The following is a 17,370-nucleotide window of genomic DNA, read 5'->3' on the forward strand; positions in this document are numbered from 1 at the left end:
CGTGGCGGAGCATTTACATAATGTCCGGATGCTTACAGTGTCTGAGCTGCTGGAATATGTGGAGGATAAAGCAAGTTTTGAAGAAATTCTGGGTACATTGGATGTACCGGCATTTTCAATGTCAAATCCAGCAGCGGTGAGTAAAATCAGCCGTAAAAAGCCGCTGGGGTTGTCCGATTACTTATTTCTAAAAAAACATACGGACAAAGCCGTTAAAATTGCATTACCAGGTCCTTATTTATTGACAAGGGCCATGTGGGTAGAAGGCCTGTCAAAGGATGCCTATCCGACAAAAGAGGATTTGGCGATTGACATTATTAAAGTGTTGCGGGAAGAGTTAGAGGATTTGATTGCTGCAGGTGTTGAGTTTGTCCAATTCGATGAGCCGGTCTTAACTGAACTTGTATTTACCCAAAAAAATGCAAATCGGACCTTTATGTGCGGGGCATTGACGGCAAAAGCGGATGCCGAACAAGAGATTGCCTTTGCACTGGATCTGATGAACCAAGTGACAGAGGGAATGCTTGGAAGGGGTACCAGGATTGGAGTGCATGTTTGCCGCGGCAATTGGAGTACACAGGAGCAGGTTCTGCTTCGTGGCCCTTACTACCCGCTAATCCCATACTTGTCGAATGTTCAAGTAGATCAATTAATACTTGAATATGCGACTCCACGTGCTGGGGAACTTGATGCAGTCCGCGAATTTGGCGGCAAAGAACTCGGGTTTGGAATTGTCAATCCACGTACAGAAGAGATTGAAAGCTTCGAAATCATAGTCGATCGAGTTCAGCAAATAAGAAAATACCTGCCGGACGAAAAAATCTTCCTAAATCCTGACTGTGGCTTCGGTACTTTTGCCCAGCGCCCGATGAACAGCGATGAAATTGCCTTTGAAAAACTAAAAGCCATGACTAAAGCAGCTAATAAACTGCGTGAGATGGTATTGGCATAAGCTGGTGATACTAATATATAAAGGTGTCTATCCCAGTATGGTGATAGGCACCTTTTTCCAAAATGTTCAAAAAATTTTTATTGCAATGTACGGATACGTACTAGTATCATGAGTATATAGACTTTGTTTTCTCAAGGAGGAATGAATCAATGGCAAAGGCTGTTTCCGAGTATTCTTTAGCTGAATTAATGGTGCGAATTGATGAAGTTTTTAATGCAAATCCAGGTCCAATGGAAGGCTTTGAGGCAGTAGTTCAGTATGATGTTACCGGTGAGGACACTGGAACCTACCAGCATTTTTTCAAGGATGGGAAACTAACCATCAAGAAAGGGGTAGAAGTAGAACCGGATGTTGCGATGCAATTGTCATATGATAATTTCAAAAAGTTTTTGTTAGGGAAACAAAGTGGAACCATGGCTTTAATGACTGGCAAGGTGAAGGTTAAAGGCAGTGTGGGTACTGGATTAAAGATTGAGAGTATTCTCCGAAAATATAATATTAAAGAACCATTTTAAAAGGTAGGCTGTTGAGGATAGACTCAGCAGCCTTTTTTATGTTCACAATACGCTATTAAATGGTTACTGCCTGCTCTACAGTTAATAGGCATTTTTCCAGTATCCACTGCCATTTTCCATGACCGGATTGAATATTTATATGACCTGCATTTGGCAGGATTTTGGATGGTAGTCCAAGATTGATAAAAGCTTTTGCATCTTCCAGGCTGCAATAAGGGTCATTGGAGGAATGAACAAATATAGTATTTTCGGCAGCTTTTGAAAGATCGTATTGATTTAGCGGAACTGGGTAAAAGGACTTGGCGACCGGTATGACTTTGCTTGGAGAAGGTGGTGCAACAAGAATGGCTTGGTGAGCAATCCGCTCATTTTGTTTTGCTGCATAATGCGACCAAAGCAAGCATCCAAGACTATGGGTAACTACTGTTAACTGATTGCCTTCCGGGATGGATTTCACCGCGAACTCTAATTCTTCTAACCAATCGTATAAGAAAGGTGTGTCAAAATCGGGGAAAGTTGGATAACTGACATGATATCCACTTTCTCTTAATGCACCTGCAAGCCATGTTTGCCAATGTTCTGCTCCACTTCCGCCCAATCCGTGAATGATCAGAAAACTGTGTTGTTTCATTTAAACCCCTCCAATTTCATTTAAACCCATAAATTCCGATTGATTAAGTTGGTATTAAAAGCATTATAGCCTTTATATTTATGTTTGGCAAGAATATATGGGTAAAAACCATCCTTAGCGAGGTAGAAAATTGTCTATCTGACCAACTAAGAAGGAGAGACCAGAAAAGGGTCAGACAAAAGCGTTTTATCGGCCCTAGATAGCAAGAAAAACAAAATTACGGTCAGATAGAAGAGGTTTATCAGCCCAAAAAGAGGGGAAAACCCCAAAAACGGCCAGATACAGAGTGGCTGAATCATTCAAATAAAAAAAGGTGCCTGTCACCAGACAGCACCTTTTTTAAGCAAAACCTTATTTACCTAGGTTAATACCGGTATTGGATTTAACTAGTACTTCCTCGTATTTTCTTATATCTGCTTTTTCACTGGAGAAGATGGTTCCCAGATAGCCTGCGATAAATCCGAGTGGAATAGAAATGATTCCTGGGGTTGTAAGTGGGAATAGCGGTTCCCCAACAAAAATGGCTTTTCCAACTTCCGGACTGAAGACGTTCGGGCTGATTAGCACCAAACCAATAGCGGAAATAAGCCCGATAACCATGGCCCAAATTGCGCCGGTAGTATTGAATCGTTTCCAATAGATCGTGTAAATAATAACTGGCAAGTTGGCACTTGCAGCTACTGCGAAGGCAAGCGAAACAAGAAATGCCACGTTAAGTGTTTGCGCTCCTAAAGCTAAAATGATGGAAATAATGGATACGCCGACTGCCGCATAACGAGCCATCGAAACCTGCTGCTTTTCTGTCGCCTTTCCTTTTTTTAGGATTTCATTATAAAAGTCATGGGCAAAGGCGCTGGCAGCGGTTAACACTAGCCCAGCTACAACGGCAAGGATTGTTGCAAAAGCTACCGCCGAAATGAAAGCGAACAGCATATTTCCTCCTAAGGCCTGCGCTAATAGTGGTGCAGCCATATTTCCTGCAGGGTTGGCAGAAATAATCTTATCATTCCCAACAAATGCTGCAGCACCAAAGCCAAGGAAAATTGTCATGACATAGAATAAGCCGATAATCCAAGTCGCATATACAACTGAAGAGCGGGCTGTTTTTGCATCCTTTACTGTAAAGAATCGAACAAGAATATGCGGTAAGCCGGCCGTACCAAGCACAAGCCCCATATTTAAGGAAAGGGTATCGAGCCCGTCCTTATATTTCACTCCTGGATTTAAAAAAGCTTCCTTAAGGGGAGTGGCCGTTTTCATTTGAGCAAACATATCGGTTATACTGAAATTAAATTTGGCAAATACAATAATTGAGATGACAAATGTTCCACCCATTAACAGGACAGCTTTAATGATTTGCACCCAACTTGTCGCATGCATTCCGCCAAAGATAACGTAAATCGTCATTAACACGCCAACAATCAAAACAGAGGTAGTATATTCCAATCCCAATAATAATTTTATAAGTGCACCTGCTCCAACTAACTGAGCAATCATGTAAAAAATCGAGATTGCCATCGTATTCATAGCAGCAAACCCACGAATTTTTTTAGCATTAAAACGAGCAGCGATCATATCCGCGAACGTATATTTTCCTAGGTTTCGAAGTGGTTCTGCTACTAAATATAATACAACCAGATAAGCAACGAGAAATCCGATGCTGTAGAAGAACCCATCGAATCCAGTTAAGGCAACTGCACCAGCAATTCCAAGGAAGGAAGCAGCTGACATATAATCACCGGCAATCGCCATTCCGTTTTGCCAGCCTGTAAGTCCACCGCCCGCAGTATAGAATTCGCTCGCATTTTTGGTTTTTTTCGAAGCGAAATAAGTGACGATTAACGTTACAAAAACAATGGCAAGAAACATTAGAAATGCAGGAGTATTCATGAATTAGCCTCCTTTTCTTGAATGACTTGGTTGGCTAATTTATCGAATTTTGCTGCTTTTTTAGAGTAAAGCATGCATAACCCCCAAGTCATTACGAATTGTAAAAAGGCAAAAACCCAGGCCCATGAAATATCTCCAATAAATTTGTTGTTTAGCACAGTGGAGTAGGATGTCATGATCGGTAAGGCAAAGTAGAAACAGAAAAAGAAGATGGTTAATGGAATGATGAATTTTTTCTTTTCGGAGAGTAGCGTTTGAAACGACGAGGACTGGACAATGGATGTGTAATCGCTTTCAGAATTAGCGTTAAATTTTTTAGCCTCCAATGAAGCTCCCCCTTTCAAATATGGAAATTTGCAAGATTACAGAAATTTAATAGGATTATTCCCCCTCTTTTAAAAAACTGATTTTTATAAACTTTTAAAATATTCTTACGTTTGTAATTATAATTTTAAAATAAACTAGGTTGCAAGGAAAATTTTGTATAAATACGTAAATTAATAAATATTTCCTATTTAATAGAAAGGTTTATGTCTGAAAAATAAACTCTTTTAAGAATATGGAAGTAAACAAAAAAAGACCTTGCCGCAGCAAGGTCTAAAAAAGTATGGAGACTATCGGGATCGAACCGACGACCTCTTGCATGCCATGCCGGGACGCTTTTACCCTTCAAAATTCTATAACCTTCGCAAAACGCTTTATATCAAGGTTTTCGGAGGTTGCTATTTTTCTTTGCTTTACTCCGTAGGATATAAAAAATTGAAAAAAGTGACCACGATGTGACCAAAGCTCGGCTATTGAACAAAAGCCCCAGTTGAGTAGTAACTCTGTCAACGGTTGGAAATTTATGTTAATATATAATCAATAACGCTTATGGAGGGATAAAAAATGCCTTTATTGCTTTATTTAGTTCTCTTAGCTTTATCGTTGATTACTTTTGGAGCTGTAATCGATTATATCTATAAGTCAAAGGGTGTATACCTTAACACAAAAAGACTGTCTGAGGAAACAAAAGATAATATGGGTATTAGTAGTTCGTTCATGTAGAGCTAAATACCATAAAAAGGAAATCACTAAATCAATGTGGTTTCTTTTTTTAATCCACTATAGCCCCTCTTTTACATCAATAAGGAAAAGAACTAATCCTGCTTTTTATCGTTACCTTTCTTTGTCCCTTATTCCTTCCAGTTTATTAGATTTTGTTCATTCATAATAGAACAATGAATGACCTTTGTCCTCAATTAGATTTGAAGAACTGTTCACTTATACTTGTACATCAACTTTAATTTACAAGGTAAATCTAATTAGTAGGAGGGAATGACGTGCCAATAAAAATCTTTTTACTTATGATATTTTTTCTATTTCAGTTCATTACTGTGACAAAAGCAGAAGTGCCATTAAAGGTAGCGTTTGTTCGTGAAAATCAGTTATGGATGAAAGAGGGTAATCGAGAAATACAGCTTACAAAAGATAAATATGTATATTCACCCCAGTGGTCCTATGATGGTAGATTTATTGCCTACATCGACGGTGATGAGCAGGGAGAAAAATCAAGCCTCTGGATTTACGATACAAAGAAAAAGGAGAACTTTAAACCGTATCCCCATATTGAGACCTCTTTGTTCAGGTGGTCCCCTGTTGCAAATGAGCTAGCATTTTTATCTGGATGGGTTCTAAATGTTACTAAGACAAAGGATGGGAGGCCTTCCGGTTTTGAAAATGTGTCGTTGGGTGTTAGTGGATTTGAATGGTATCCAAATGGGAAAGAGTTTATTGTGTCTGCTGGGTCGAATCGCCTTCCCACTGGCTGGGAGCCGATAAAATTGTATCGTATCCCAAAAAGTATGAGTCTTAATGAGAATAAAGCGAAGCCATTGTACTCAATCCCAATCGATGAAAATAATCTATTTGCTGTTACCGTTGGTGATTTTAAGTGGAGTCATGACGGCTAATGGGTTAGCTTTCTTGGAACCCCAACACCCTCTTGGGCAATGGACAGTAATCCTTTATGTGTCTTATCTTCAGATGGAAAAGTGTTCAAAGATATCGGCAGGATGTTAGGATTTAGCGACTGGGTTAAGTGGTCACCACAAACCAACCAATTAGCTTATATTTCAGGAGAAGGACGGTTTTTTGTTGAAAATAAGATTTCTAAAATTGCTGAGATAGAGGCTACCACCAAGCAGGTAGATTATACACCCAAAGGATATGTAGACCTAGATTTGGAATGGCTGTCACCATCCAAAGTGGTCGTAGCACGATCACAGGAAAATAAAGCATGGAAAGAGGTGCCAGTTCCTACAATGTTCACCTCTCTATATGAAATAGATGTAGCGACAGGCACTCAGAATCGAATCACATTTCCAAAAGAAAATGAGTTAGATTTAGACCCACAAGTCGTTGGACCTTATCTCACATGGGTACGAAAGCATGACGAAACGAACAAAAACGATGTATGGATAAAGCATAGTAAGCAGAACGAAGCGAGCATTTGGATAGAAAATGTAGATTTTTCACCTGTTTTATTAAATTACTCAACTTTCGCAGAGTGGAATTGGCAAATAAGCCTTGATATAACTAGGTAAGCCAGAGATCCAATGCTCAAGTTGACTTTGAATTAACTTTTTGAATTTTATATTTGTCTGTTTTAAGGCGTTTTGAAGAAGCTCGATTAACTGCTGCAATGCAATAGCCCAACCAAGTTCATTAATTTCATCGCATAATTCATAAAACAGACTGCCAATTATTCGCTGATCAGTATTACAGCGGTTTTGCCAAGATAATACGATAAAAAGTGCAAATACGATGGTTATGTGGCTGATTAACCCATCATACGAACGACTCTGAAACTCTTTTTCAAGTTTCAACAAAGATTTGGTTGTCTTAAAGAACACCTCAAATATCCCAACGCATCCCAAAGATTCCAACAATTTTATGTTCCGAAAGAGTGCAATCAGTGCTGAGGATAGCAAGCCATTCATTCTTCTTGTTTCTGTTTTGAACGAATATAACTTTTACTGGTGTTCTATTCGCCATAACTGTATAAATGGAGCGAAGGATACCCTTTTTCGACTGAATGGGTTGAGCTAAGTGATAGAGCTGCTTTAATGAAACCAATTTTCCGTCAACGTTATATCGCTGTTTTGTTTCTTTTACCATGCCAATCACGTCTAAACCTTGTGCAATAATGGTTTTGACAAGTGGAGGTAGGGTAAACCAAGAATCCATTAACACATAGCTGCTGGCTTTTGTCAATTATCATAGAATCATAGCAGGTTTCGATTCCAATTTAGTTTTTAAAGCCAATTCACGTGGCTTATTTTTTGATTGTATGAAAGGTTATCTTTGATGTTCTGCGATCCTGTTTTAGAAAGGGAGGACGGAGCACCTAATTCATGCTGATTCTCAAGTGAGAAATGAAACCTGTATTAAAAGGGAGGCTTATTTTAAAACAGGTTCGTTTTTTAGGTAAAATGTGTATTAAAAAATAGAAAATTGCAATTGAAAAACCTATGAATGCGCTTAACACTCTTTTTTGGCACGGAACTTGCATTATAAAAAGTGTAAAACATTAAAAGAGAGGAGCAAGACAAATGATCTCAGTCATAATCAGCGGCCATGGCGATTTTGCCACTGCCCTAAAAGGGTCATCAGGAATGATATTCGGTGAACAATATGATCTGATTGCGGTGCCATTTTTAAAAGGGGAAGGAATCCAGACACTTCAAGAAAAATATAACCAAGTGCTGGACACCATTCCAGAAGAAAATGAAGTTCTTTTTTTGGTAGATATTTTTGGAGGAACTCCCTATAATGCTGCTACTCCACTTATCTTTCACAATCAAAGGTTCGACATGGTTTCAGGCGTGAATCTGCCCATCCTGCTAGAGGTATTAAGCATGAGAGAAAGTGTCCCGCTTAAAGAAATGCTGGGCAAATTAAAGAAAGTAAATGAAGAAGGTTTCCAGGTCTGTAGTGAACATTTGGAAAAAATCAAAGAAAATAACCTGGTACTGGAAGGAGATTTACTATGAAAATTGTATTATCAAGAATTGATGACCGTTTCATCCACGGTCAAGTATTGACAAGGTGGATCAAAGTGCATGAAGCTGAAAGAATTATCGTCGTTTCAGACGAAGTAGCAGCAGATGAAATGAGAAAAACATTGATTCTTTCTGTTGCACCTTCAAATGTGAAGGCAAGCGCAGTCTCGATTTCCAAGATGGAAAAAGCGTTTCACAGTCCAAAGTATACGGACACCACCGCAATGCTGCTTTTTGAAAGACCATCGGATATCGTAGCACTTGTTGAAGCAGGAGTCCCAATTAAAACGGTCAACGTTGGCGGCATGCGGTTTGCCAATGACCGAATACATATCACAAAATCTGTCAGTGTTTCTGAAGAAGACATTATTGCTTTTGAAAAATTAAATCAATTAGGTGTGAAACTTGAATTACGGCAATTGCCTTCAGATTCTAGTGAAGATTTTATTCAGAGATTAAGATCTGAAGTCAAATAAAATTGGGAGGTGCAATTTATGTCGACGATACAAATTATTCTCTTATTAATTATTGCTGCCATTACGGGGATTGGAAGCGTATTGGATGAAGGGCAAACCCATCGTCCGCTTATTGCCTGTACATTGGTAGGGGCGGTCCTGGGAGATCTGAAAACTGGAATTATTTTAGGTGGTACCCTTGAAATGATGGCCTTAGGCTGGATGAACGTTGGACTTGCCATGGCGCCGGATACAGCGATCGCATCCGTTATTTCAACCATTCTGGTTATTACAGCACATCAAGGTGTTGGCGAAGGGATCGCAGTTGCCATTGCGTTAGCTGCAGCTGGCCAGGCATTAACGATTTTTGTTCGTACCCTAACTGTCTTTTTAATCCACCGTGCTGACAAATATGCGCAAGAAGGCAATTTTAAAGGAATTGAAATCATGCATATTACAGCAATGGCCTTCCAGGCATTAAGGGTTATGATTCCAACATTGATTGTTGCTTTAATCAGTGTTAGTGCCGTTCAATCGTTCCTGGGGCATATTCCGGAAGTCATCACAAAAGGGCTGCAATTAGGCGGCGGAATCATCGTAGTAGTAGGGTATGCAATGGTTATTAATATGATGAACATTCCTCACTTAAAGCCTTTCTTCTATATAGGGTTTTTGTTGGCGGCGTTTACAGGTTTCAACTTAGTAGGCTTTGGTGCACTTGGACTATGCCTTGCATTATTGTATCAACAAGTCATGCAAAGAAATAATTTGCAGCCGGCAGCATCACAGGCTGCGGCAGGACAGGCAGCTGTCTACGATGATGATGATCTCGATGCCTAACATAAAACCTTAAGGGGGAATTGGAATGATGGAAACAGAAAAAAAATTATCGAAAAAAGATATTTTTAGCATGTTTATTCGCTCAAACTTTTTACTTGGCTCGTTTAATTTCGAGCGGGTACAGGCGATGGGATATTGTTTTGTTATGATCCCGGCCATTAAAAAATTGTATGGCCCGGGAGCAGAAAGAAATGAAGCGCTGAAACGCCACTTGGAATGGTTCAATACGCATCCTTGGCTAACTGCACCAATTTTTGGTGTCACAGCGGCAATGGAAGAACAGATGGCAAATAATAAAGGTATTGATGCAAAAGCAATCAGTGGAATGAAAATCGGATTAATGGGGCCATTGGCCGGTGTAGGCGATCCGATTTTCTGGGGAACACTGCGTCCAGTTTTAGCAGCCTTGGGAGCATCCTTGGCGTTAGGTGGAAACCTCGCCGGACCGCTATTATTCTTTTTATTGATTAATGCAATTAGATTGAGCACGAAATATTACGGATTAAAGTATGGCTATGTCAAAGGAATGGAAATTTTAAAGGATCTCGTCGGCAATCGCATTTTAAAGCTGACAGAAGGCGCTACGATACTCGGGTTGTTTGTCATGGGGGCGCTCGTGTCGAAGTGGACCCATATTGATATCCCCATTGTCGTTTCAAGGATAAAAGATGATGCAGGAAAGGTGAATGTTCAAACCGTACAAAATGTATTGGATAACATTTTACCTGGTTTATTGCCATTAGGGTTAACATTATTAGTTGCATGGATGCTTCGTAAAGGGGCCAATCCTCTGTTAATCATCTTGGGGATTTTTGTAATAGGTATCGTTGGTTATTGGGCTGGTTTTTTAGGATAGTAATATTTATTCTAGTAGGCATTATACAAATTTCAGAAAAGGGGGTTGCAGGTGTCAAAGTCTGCAGCCCTTTTATACATAAAAAACACGTAGGAGAGAGTATAAATGACAAACATTAAAGCAGTTTTCAGCGATATTGATGGCACCTTGTTAAACTCCAACCATGAAATTTCTAGCTCAACAAAACAAACCATTCATAATGCCGTTCAAAAAGAAATCGAATTTATCTTAATTTCTGCAAGAATGCCAAGCGGTATGAAAGCAATTTATCATGAGCTTGAATTAACATCTCCGATTATATGTTACAATGGCGGATTAATTTTGGAAGAACCGGAAGTTAACGAAAACACTAAGATTCTTTATAGTGCAACGATTTCCAAAATGGCCGTGAATCACATCTATAATCTGACCAAAAGAAAATATCCCGATGTGAGCTTTAACCTGTTTAGTTATGATCAGTGGCTAGTCGACAATCAAGAAGACAAATGGACAAAACAGGAGAGGGACATTATTCAAGTGCAGCCTTTGGAAGTCCATATAAAAGACCATATTGCCAAAGATGAAGCGGTCCACAAAATTCTTTGCATGGGGGAACCTCATCTTATTTCAGAGCTGGAAGCTGAATTAAACGGTTTATCTTTAATTGTCTGCTGTTACCGTTCAAAGGATACCTATTTGGAAATTACCTCCAATGTTGCGTCGAAAGTGCTGGCGATCAAAGCACTGGAAGCGTATTTTGCCGTACATTCCGAAGAGTTGATGGCAATTGGTGACAATTATAATGACAAGGCTATGATTGAATATGCCGGCATCGGGGTAGCGATGGGAAATGCACCTCAACAGGTGAAAGATGCCGCAGATTTTGTTACAAAAAGTAATGATCAAGAAGGAATGAAATGGGCGCTGAAGACAATTATTCAATTTTAATCTATTAACTTGTATAATAAAGGAAAACTCTTATCAATCACAGGGGGCACCTATGAGAAGAATTGATAGAATATACAATCAGCTGTTGAATAATTTCTCTGAATATACCTTAGAGGAACTATTGAGCAAACAAGGTAACTCCGCACAAGAAATTGCCGAACAATTGGAAATGGAGAGATCGAATATCAGCTTTGAACTGAACAATCTCGTTCGGATTCAAAAAGTAATTAAAATCAAGACCTTCCCGGTACGTTATGTGCCTGTAGAGGTTGTGGAGAAGGCCTTTCATAAAAAATGGGATATTCGGCAGATGGAAGTAGACCAGCTAAAACATCCAGCTAATCAAATAAATCAAACCATACAAGCGAATCCCTTTGACCTGATGATCGGTGCAAACGGGAGCTTGAAAAAATCCATTTCCCAGGCAAAAGCAGCGGTTCTTTACCCGCCAATTGGTCTGCATATGCTGCTGTTGGGGCCTACAGGAGCAGGAAAATCTCTGTTTGCAAACCGCATCTATCAGTTTGCCTTATTTTCGGAAAGGTTGAAACCAGGAGCCCCTTTTATTACATTTAACTGTGCTGATTACTATAATAATCCACAGCTATTGCTTTCTCAATTATTTGGCCATAAACAAGGATCGTTTACTGGTGCGAACGGCGATAAAGTTGGTTTAGTTGAACAAGCAAACGGTGGCATTCTTTTTATGGATGAAATTCACCGCCTCCCGCCTGAAGGTCAGGAAATGCTCTTTTATTTTATCGATCACGGCACATATAACCGCTTGGGAGAAACGGACCATAAACGAACATCAAAGGTACTAATGATTTGTGCAACAACGGAGAATCCCGGTTCGACTTTATTGAAAACCTTTTTGCGAAGAATTCCGATGACGATTCACATTCCGTCTTTTGATGAACGGTCACTTAAAGAAAAGATCCAATTAACCACATTTTTATTAGGAAAAGAAGCGGAACGAATTAATAAAAATCTAAATGTACATATTGATGTGTTAAATGCACTTATACATTCCGCCAAATTCGGAAATGTCGGCCAGTTGAGATCCAATGTGCAATTAGTCTGTGCTCACGGATTTTTAAATAATTTAGAGAGTGAATCTGTGGTGGATCTGACGGTTCGAGACTTGCCGGATGAATTAAAACGCGATTGGATTTCAAACAGCAAAAAATTTGAGATGAGTAAAGCGATTTCTGAATATGTAAATATCAAGACGATTATTTCCCCAATAATAGAAGATGAAGTGACAAAAATAGATGATGAACTTTCTTTTAATTTATATCAATTAATTGAAGAAAAAATCCAGGTGTTAAAGAATGAGGGGTTTTCCGATACGGAGATTAATCAGTATATTTTAACCGATATTCATCTCAATATTAGAAGTTTTTTTTCTGGGAAGACGTTTCCTAACTCAAATTTACTTAAATTTGTTGGAGATGATGTAGTTCAATTTGCAAAAGAATTAAAAATGGTGGCGGAAAAAGAACTAAGTTGCAAATTTGACCGAAAGTTCATTCATTTCCTAAGCATGCATATTGAGGCATTTTTAAAACGCGGGAAACAGAACGATGTATTAAATGCGCAGGAAACAAATGAAATCCGCGATACATATTGGAAAGAATACCATGTTGCCATGATCTTTAAAGAGAAAATTCAAGAGTTTTTTAAGGTAGTGGTTCCGGAAATAGAAGTTATTTATTTAACCATGCTCATTCAATCCATCAAGTCATTAGAAGAGTATAAACGAGTGGGAATTGTAGTTGCTGCCCACGGAAATAGTACAGCAAGCTCGATGGTGGAAGTGGCAACGGAGCTCTTGGGAAGTACCCCAATTGTTGCGATTGATATGCCTCTAAATGTGTCCCCATCGGAAATTGTCGATAACCTGACAGAAGGAATTAAACAGGTTGATGAAGGAGAAGGGGTCTTAATGCTTGTAGACATGGGCTCCCTTGCGATGCTGGAGAATCAGTTAGAAGAAAAAACAGGGATCAAAATAAAAACCATCAGCAATGTCACCACTTCAATGGTACTGGATACGGTAAGAAAGGTGAACTATTTAGATCTGAATTTATATGCCATTTATGATTCAGTCAAGAAGGACTTTATGGAATTGTTCGATAAGCAAACAAATTCCTCCAGCAAACAGAAAGCATTGGTTTCCATATGTACAACAGGCAGCGGCACGGCAAAAAAACTGGAGGAAATCTTAAGAGCAATCGTAAGCAAAGTGTCTAAGGAGCCAATAAAAATCCTGACTGTTTCTTCAATTAAGCTGGCAAGCAATATAAAAGAAATTCAAAAAGATTATGAGATTCTCGCAACTGTAGGGACGAAAAATCCTAAGATCAATGCCCCGCATGTATCTTTAGAAATTCTCATTGAAGGAGAAGGCGAAAAAATCATTCAACAAGCGATTACAAATGGAAAAATACCATTTTGTGCCGAACAAACGGGAGCCAATATCGTCGTGCAAGAACTTTGTGAGGATAGCTTGAGAAAGCATCTAGTGTTTTTGAATCCCTATCATATTACCGTTCTTTTACTGGAATGGGTGCAAAATATGCAGGATGAATTGGCGATTGCCATTAATAACACATTTATCTTTAGAATCATTATGCATACAGCTTTTACGTTTGAAAGAATGATTCAAAATAATCCAATCGCTTTTCCGGAGGATGAGGAGATTGATGACCATCTGAAAAAGATTTATGAGATAACGGAGAAAACGTTAAAACCTATAGAAGAAAAACTTGGGTTTAAAGTAACCCGAGACGAAAAGCTATTTATCGCAGCGATTTTTGCAGAAGAAGTATAATGGGATTCATTGTCCGAACATTTTAAAGCTTTGATGCTTAAAGCGACTGAATGGGTTGAGCTAAGTGATAGAGCTGCTTTAATGAAACCAATTTTCCGTCAACGTTATATCGCTGTTTTGTTTCTTTTACCATGCCAATTACGTCTAAACCTTGTGCAATAATGGCTTTGACAAGTGGAGGTAGGGTAAACCAAGAATCCATTAACACATAGCTGGCAGTTATTCCATTTGCCAGAGCACGTTTGATCATATCAGGAATCTGTTCAGGTTCTGACTAGGCAAAGACAGTGACGGGAAGAGAAGACAGAAGAAGAAGAGGGGATTTAAAACAAAAAGGGAAGCCCAACAAGCACTTTTTGCTGCTGAAAATAAATTTAATAACGGTTTAATTATGGCTGATACAACCAATATGAAATATAAAGATTACCTCCAAGAATGGATACAAACAAAGAAAATAATTGTTGGTATCCATATGCAACAATTAATAGAAAGTATAGTCAAGAATCATATTAATCCCAAATTGGGTCATATGGAATTAACCAAAATTAAACCAATCCATATTCAATCGCTAATAAACCAGTTGGCGGGGAAAGGTTACTCCTCAGAGACGATTATAAAAGTTCGCAGTGTAATTAGAAATTCAATGGAGCATGCATGTGACTTGGACTTAATATCTGTAAATAGTGCCGTCAAAGTGAAGTTGCCCAGAGCTTCTAAAAAAGTTGATATTGAGGTTTGGAATAAAGATGAAGTGAACCACTTTTTGAGGGCGGCAAAAGAAGACCGTAATTTTGTTCTTTTCCATTTAGCAATTATGGCAGGGATGCGCCAAGGTGAATTATTAGGTTTAAGATGGAAAGATGTTGATTTAGAAAAAGGGCTAATAAGAATGTCCCAAACGTTAAGCCACGATTGGAAACAGTTTCTAGAGGGGGCGAAAACAAAGTCTAGTATAAGGACAATACAAATTCCAAAGCCTACAACAAAATTGTTAAAGAAGCAAAAAGTTCATATCTCAAAGGAAAAGTTGGAGATGGGGCAAGATTACGAGGATCACGATCTTGTCATTTGTACTAAACTTGGTACTCCATTAAATCCTGCAAACGTAAGACGGACTTTTAAGAGGCTCTTGAGTCAGGCAGAAGTTAAGAGCATTCGCTTCCATGATTTAAGACATACCCATGCAACCTTATTACTTTCTGAAGGTGTTAATGTGAAAGTTATTTCAGAAAGACTAGGGCATAGCAATATAAAAATTACTTTAGATACGTATTCTCATATTCTACCGACCATGCAGCAAGAAGCGGTAGATAAGCTTAATGATCTAATTTTATAGTTTAGCAAAAAATGAAAAATGTGACCGATGTGACCACTAAAGAAAAAACCCCCTACATGGTAGGGGGAATAAAAATAAAAACCCTTATACACCAAGGGTTTCATCGTATGGAGACTATCGGGATCGAACCGACGACCTCTTGCATGCCATGCAAGCGCTCTCCCAGCTGAGCTAAGCCCCCTTATTTCAGGTACAAGTGAAATTATATCCTCATTTTTATAAACTTGCAAGAGGAAATTTTGGGGAGGCAAAAATTTTTTTATCTCTAACTCATACTCTCAATTTCAACCTTCTGAACTCCTTCTAGCACGGAAACTGAAGCATATACATCTGTAATCTTTTCCCGATAATCCACAGCTACTAAAATTTTTACCAAATGATCACCATCGTCTAGATCCTTAATCCGAATTCGGCGGATAATATATTTTTTCTCAAGTAATGAAGAAAAGACTTTATCGATCTGGTTTTGATCTCTAATAAATAACTGAAGCATGATTTCCTTTTCTCGCAATTGCTTCGGACCGAGAAGCTTCATGATAAAAGGAATAAACTCTACACTTATAATTAATAAAGCAACACCAACAAATGCTTCAACATAGAATCCGGCGCCCACTGCAATCCCAATTCCAGCTGCTCCCCAGATCATAGCTGCTGTGGTTAAACCAGATATGCTATCATTCCCCCTTCGAAGGATAACACCTGCACCCAAGAAACCAATTCCTGACACGATCTGTGCAGCCAGACGCAATGGATCCATTGTTATTTTTACTTCTTTCGAGACTGGGAAAGTATAAGCTGATTCAATAGAAACAATGGTTAATAAACAACTGACAACAGAAATGACCAAACTAGTCTTTAATCCCACTGGTTTTCTTTTTAATTCACGTTCAAGACCGATTATCAGACCAAAAACAGCAGAAATACCAAGCTTTATTAATATATGCATATCAAGACTGCTCATATTTTCACGTCCATTTTCAATTCAATTATTGTTCATTTTTGATGATTTAATATACGATAAAGAAAAAATACCCTAACAAGATTTTACACATAAAGGAGTTCATTATGGAAGAACCAAAAATAAATCCGTATGCGGTTCTCGCAATCGGTGTATTATCTGTATCGGCATCAGCCATATTTGTGAAACTGTGCTCGGCTCCATCCGGGACAATTGCCTTTTATCGTTTATTTTTTTCGGTAATCCTTATGCTTCCACTATTTTTAACAAAAAAACATATTGCGGAACTGCGGCTGATTACAAAAAAAGACTGGCTTTATTCGGCTATTGCGGGAATTTTACTAGCCTTTCACTTTATTTTATGGTTCGAATCCCTAAACTACACCTCTGTGGCAAGTTCAACAGTATTAGTAACACTTCAGCCAATCTTTGCTTTTATAGGTACTTTCTTATTCTTTAAAGAAAAGTTATCAGGAAAAGCAATCCTCAGCGGTATCATTGCAGTTGCTGGTAGTGTAGTTATTAGTTGGGGGGATTTTCAAATAAGTGGAACGGCATTATTTGGGGACTTCCTTGCCCTAATTGCCTGCGCTTTTGTGACTGGTTACTTACTATTTGGTCAGGATGTTCGAAAAAGGGTATCCCTAATTACATATACATTTGTACTCTATTTTATGAGTACCATTACATTATTCGTATATGCCTTACTTGCGGATCAACCTCTTTATCCTTATCCGGCTAAAGATTGGATCTATTTTATTTTATTAGCTCTTTTACCTAACTTATTAGGGCATTCATTATTTAACTGGTCACTAAAATGGCTTAGTACTTCAACTATATCCATGGCCATTTTATTTGAACCGGTGGGAGCCACCATACTGGCCTATTTTTTACTAGATGAAAAGGTTGTTTTGACTCAAATCTTAGGTGGAATCATCGTGATTGGCGGCATCTTGTTATTTGTAATCGATGAGCGGAAAATAAAAAAGCAAATAAACAGCCCTGCTTAAAAACGCAGGGTATTTCTTTTTAATTAGGCTATGTTAAAGTTACTATTGAATTTAAACCCTATGAATGGGAGAAGAAATTAACAGTCTGTTTAACAAATCCTTTAATAAAGGCTCTGTTAAA

17 protein-coding genes, 1 tRNA gene and 3 pseudogenes are annotated in these 17,370 nt (G+C 38.6%); 14 read left to right on the plus strand and 7 right to left on the minus strand.

Annotation, left to right across the window (positions count from 1 at the left end):
• Positions 1–952: cobalamin-independent methionine synthase II family protein (locus V7083_RS13500; protein WP_335478561.1), on the plus strand; the 952-nt coding region annotated here is incomplete at its 5' end.
• Positions 953–1,101: 149 nt separating this feature from the next.
• Positions 1,102–1,467, plus strand: a complete 366-nt coding sequence (locus tag V7083_RS13505) for an SCP2 sterol-binding domain-containing protein (protein WP_335478563.1) — start codon at positions 1,102–1,104, stop codon at positions 1,465–1,467.
• Between the two features lie 55 nt (positions 1,468–1,522).
• Here V7083_RS13505 and V7083_RS13510 read toward each other — a convergent pair whose 3' ends face one another.
• From V7083_RS13510 to V7083_RS13520, 3 genes are all read right to left on the minus strand, one after another.
• Positions 1,523–2,098 (minus strand): RBBP9/YdeN family alpha/beta hydrolase, encoded by a 576-nt coding sequence (locus V7083_RS13510; protein WP_335478565.1) that lies wholly within the window; start codon positions 2,096–2,098, stop codon positions 1,523–1,525.
• Positions 2,099–2,449: 351 nt separating this feature from the next.
• Complete coding sequence (locus V7083_RS13515) at positions 2,450–3,988, minus strand: solute symporter family protein (protein ID WP_335478567.1); 1,539 nt, start codon at positions 3,986–3,988, stop codon at positions 2,450–2,452.
• Complete coding sequence (locus tag V7083_RS13520) at positions 3,985–4,314, minus strand: DUF485 domain-containing protein (protein WP_335478569.1); 330 nt, start codon at positions 4,312–4,314, stop codon at positions 3,985–3,987. The genes V7083_RS13515 and V7083_RS13520 overlap by 4 nt, the downstream gene beginning before the upstream one ends.
• 562 nt (positions 4,315–4,876) lie before the next feature.
• Between V7083_RS13520 and V7083_RS13525 the strand changes: the two genes are divergently transcribed.
• The 3 genes from V7083_RS13525 (at position 4,877) to V7083_RS13535 (ending at position 6,573) form a co-directional block, all read left to right on the plus strand.
• Complete coding sequence (locus V7083_RS13525; RefSeq protein WP_335478571.1) at positions 4,877–5,035, plus strand: hypothetical protein; 159 nt, start codon at positions 4,877–4,879, stop codon at positions 5,033–5,035.
• Positions 5,036–5,310: 275 nt separating this feature from the next.
• The gene (locus V7083_RS13530) at positions 5,311–5,940 is read left to right on the plus strand and encodes a hypothetical protein (RefSeq protein ID WP_335478573.1); all 630 of its coding nucleotides are present in this window, start codon (positions 5,311–5,313) and stop codon (positions 5,938–5,940) included.
• 39 nt (positions 5,941–5,979) lie between these two features.
• Positions 5,980–6,573, plus strand: a complete 594-nt coding sequence (locus V7083_RS13535; protein ID WP_335478575.1) for a hypothetical protein — start codon at positions 5,980–5,982, stop codon at positions 6,571–6,573.
• Here the strand turns inward: V7083_RS13535 and V7083_RS13540 are convergent.
• Positions 6,523–7,231: pseudogene (locus V7083_RS13540) on the minus strand (IS4 family transposase); the annotation flags it as partial. The gene V7083_RS13535 and the pseudogene V7083_RS13540 overlap by 51 nt on opposite strands.
• 350 nt (positions 7,232–7,581) lie before the next feature.
• Here V7083_RS13540 and V7083_RS13545 point away from each other — a divergent pair.
• The 6 genes from V7083_RS13545 (at position 7,582) to V7083_RS13570 (ending at position 13,945) form a co-directional block, all read left to right on the plus strand.
• Positions 7,582–8,022, plus strand: coding sequence for a mannose/fructose/sorbose PTS transporter subunit IIA (locus tag V7083_RS13545; RefSeq protein ID WP_335478577.1), 441 nt, complete (start codon positions 7,582–7,584; stop codon positions 8,020–8,022).
• Entirely contained in the window at positions 8,019–8,507 is a 489-nt protein-coding gene (locus tag V7083_RS13550; RefSeq protein ID WP_335478579.1) for a PTS system mannose/fructose/N-acetylgalactosamine-transporter subunit IIB, read from the plus strand. Before V7083_RS13545 ends, V7083_RS13550 begins: the two co-directional genes overlap by 4 nt.
• A gap of 18 nt (positions 8,508–8,525) precedes the next feature.
• Positions 8,526–9,326, plus strand: coding sequence for a PTS mannose/fructose/sorbose transporter subunit IIC (locus V7083_RS13555; protein WP_335478581.1), 801 nt, complete (start codon positions 8,526–8,528; stop codon positions 9,324–9,326).
• Between the two features lie 28 nt (positions 9,327–9,354).
• Positions 9,355–10,182, plus strand: a complete 828-nt coding sequence (locus tag V7083_RS13560; protein ID WP_335478594.1) for a mannose/fructose/sorbose PTS transporter subunit IID — start codon at positions 9,355–9,357, stop codon at positions 10,180–10,182.
• Positions 10,183–10,287: 105 nt separating this feature from the next.
• On the plus strand, positions 10,288–11,109 hold the full coding sequence (locus V7083_RS13565; RefSeq protein WP_335478583.1) for a Cof-type HAD-IIB family hydrolase: 822 nt from the start codon (positions 10,288–10,290) through the stop codon (positions 11,107–11,109).
• Positions 11,110–11,161: 52 nt separating this feature from the next.
• Entirely contained in the window at positions 11,162–13,945 is a 2,784-nt protein-coding gene (locus V7083_RS13570) for a sigma 54-interacting transcriptional regulator (RefSeq protein WP_335478586.1), read from the plus strand.
• A gap of 46 nt (positions 13,946–13,991) precedes the next feature.
• Here V7083_RS13570 and V7083_RS13575 read toward each other — a convergent pair.
• A pseudogene (locus tag V7083_RS13575) lies at positions 13,992–14,213 on the minus strand (IS4 family transposase); the annotation flags it as partial.
• A 24-nt stretch (positions 14,214–14,237) separates the two neighbouring features.
• Between V7083_RS13575 and V7083_RS23810 the strand changes: the two are divergent.
• Together V7083_RS23810 and V7083_RS13580 are read left to right on the plus strand one after the other, a co-directional pair.
• Positions 14,238–14,321 (plus strand): annotated as a pseudogene (locus V7083_RS23810) (Arm DNA-binding domain-containing protein); the annotation flags it as partial.
• Positions 14,322–14,336: 15 nt separating this feature from the next.
• A complete protein-coding gene (locus V7083_RS13580) occupies positions 14,337–15,281 on the plus strand; it encodes a tyrosine-type recombinase/integrase (RefSeq protein WP_335478588.1) in 945 nt (314 codons plus the stop codon).
• Positions 15,282–15,389: 108 nt separating this feature from the next.
• Here the strand turns inward: V7083_RS13580 and V7083_RS13585 are convergent.
• Both V7083_RS13585 and V7083_RS13590 read right to left on the minus strand, forming a co-directional pair.
• Positions 15,390–15,462: transfer RNA gene (locus tag V7083_RS13585), tRNA-Ala, on the minus strand.
• Positions 15,463–15,546: 84 nt separating this feature from the next.
• Positions 15,547–16,242 carry an MgtC/SapB family protein gene (locus tag V7083_RS13590; protein WP_335478590.1) on the minus strand — a complete coding sequence of 232 codons (696 nt, stop codon included), beginning with the start codon at positions 16,240–16,242 and terminating at the stop codon, positions 15,547–15,549.
• Between the two features lie 104 nt (positions 16,243–16,346).
• Here V7083_RS13590 and V7083_RS13595 point away from each other — a divergent pair, with 104 nt between their 5' ends.
• Positions 16,347–17,249 carry a DMT family transporter gene (locus V7083_RS13595; RefSeq protein ID WP_335478592.1) on the plus strand — a complete coding sequence of 301 codons (903 nt, stop codon included), beginning with the start codon at positions 16,347–16,349 and terminating at the stop codon, positions 17,247–17,249.
• Positions 17,250–17,370: the final 121 nt, after the last annotated feature.

Source organism: Bacillus sp. JJ1764, from assembly GCF_036962145.1.
GTDB lineage: Bacteria > Bacillota > Bacilli > Bacillales > Cytobacillaceae > Neobacillus.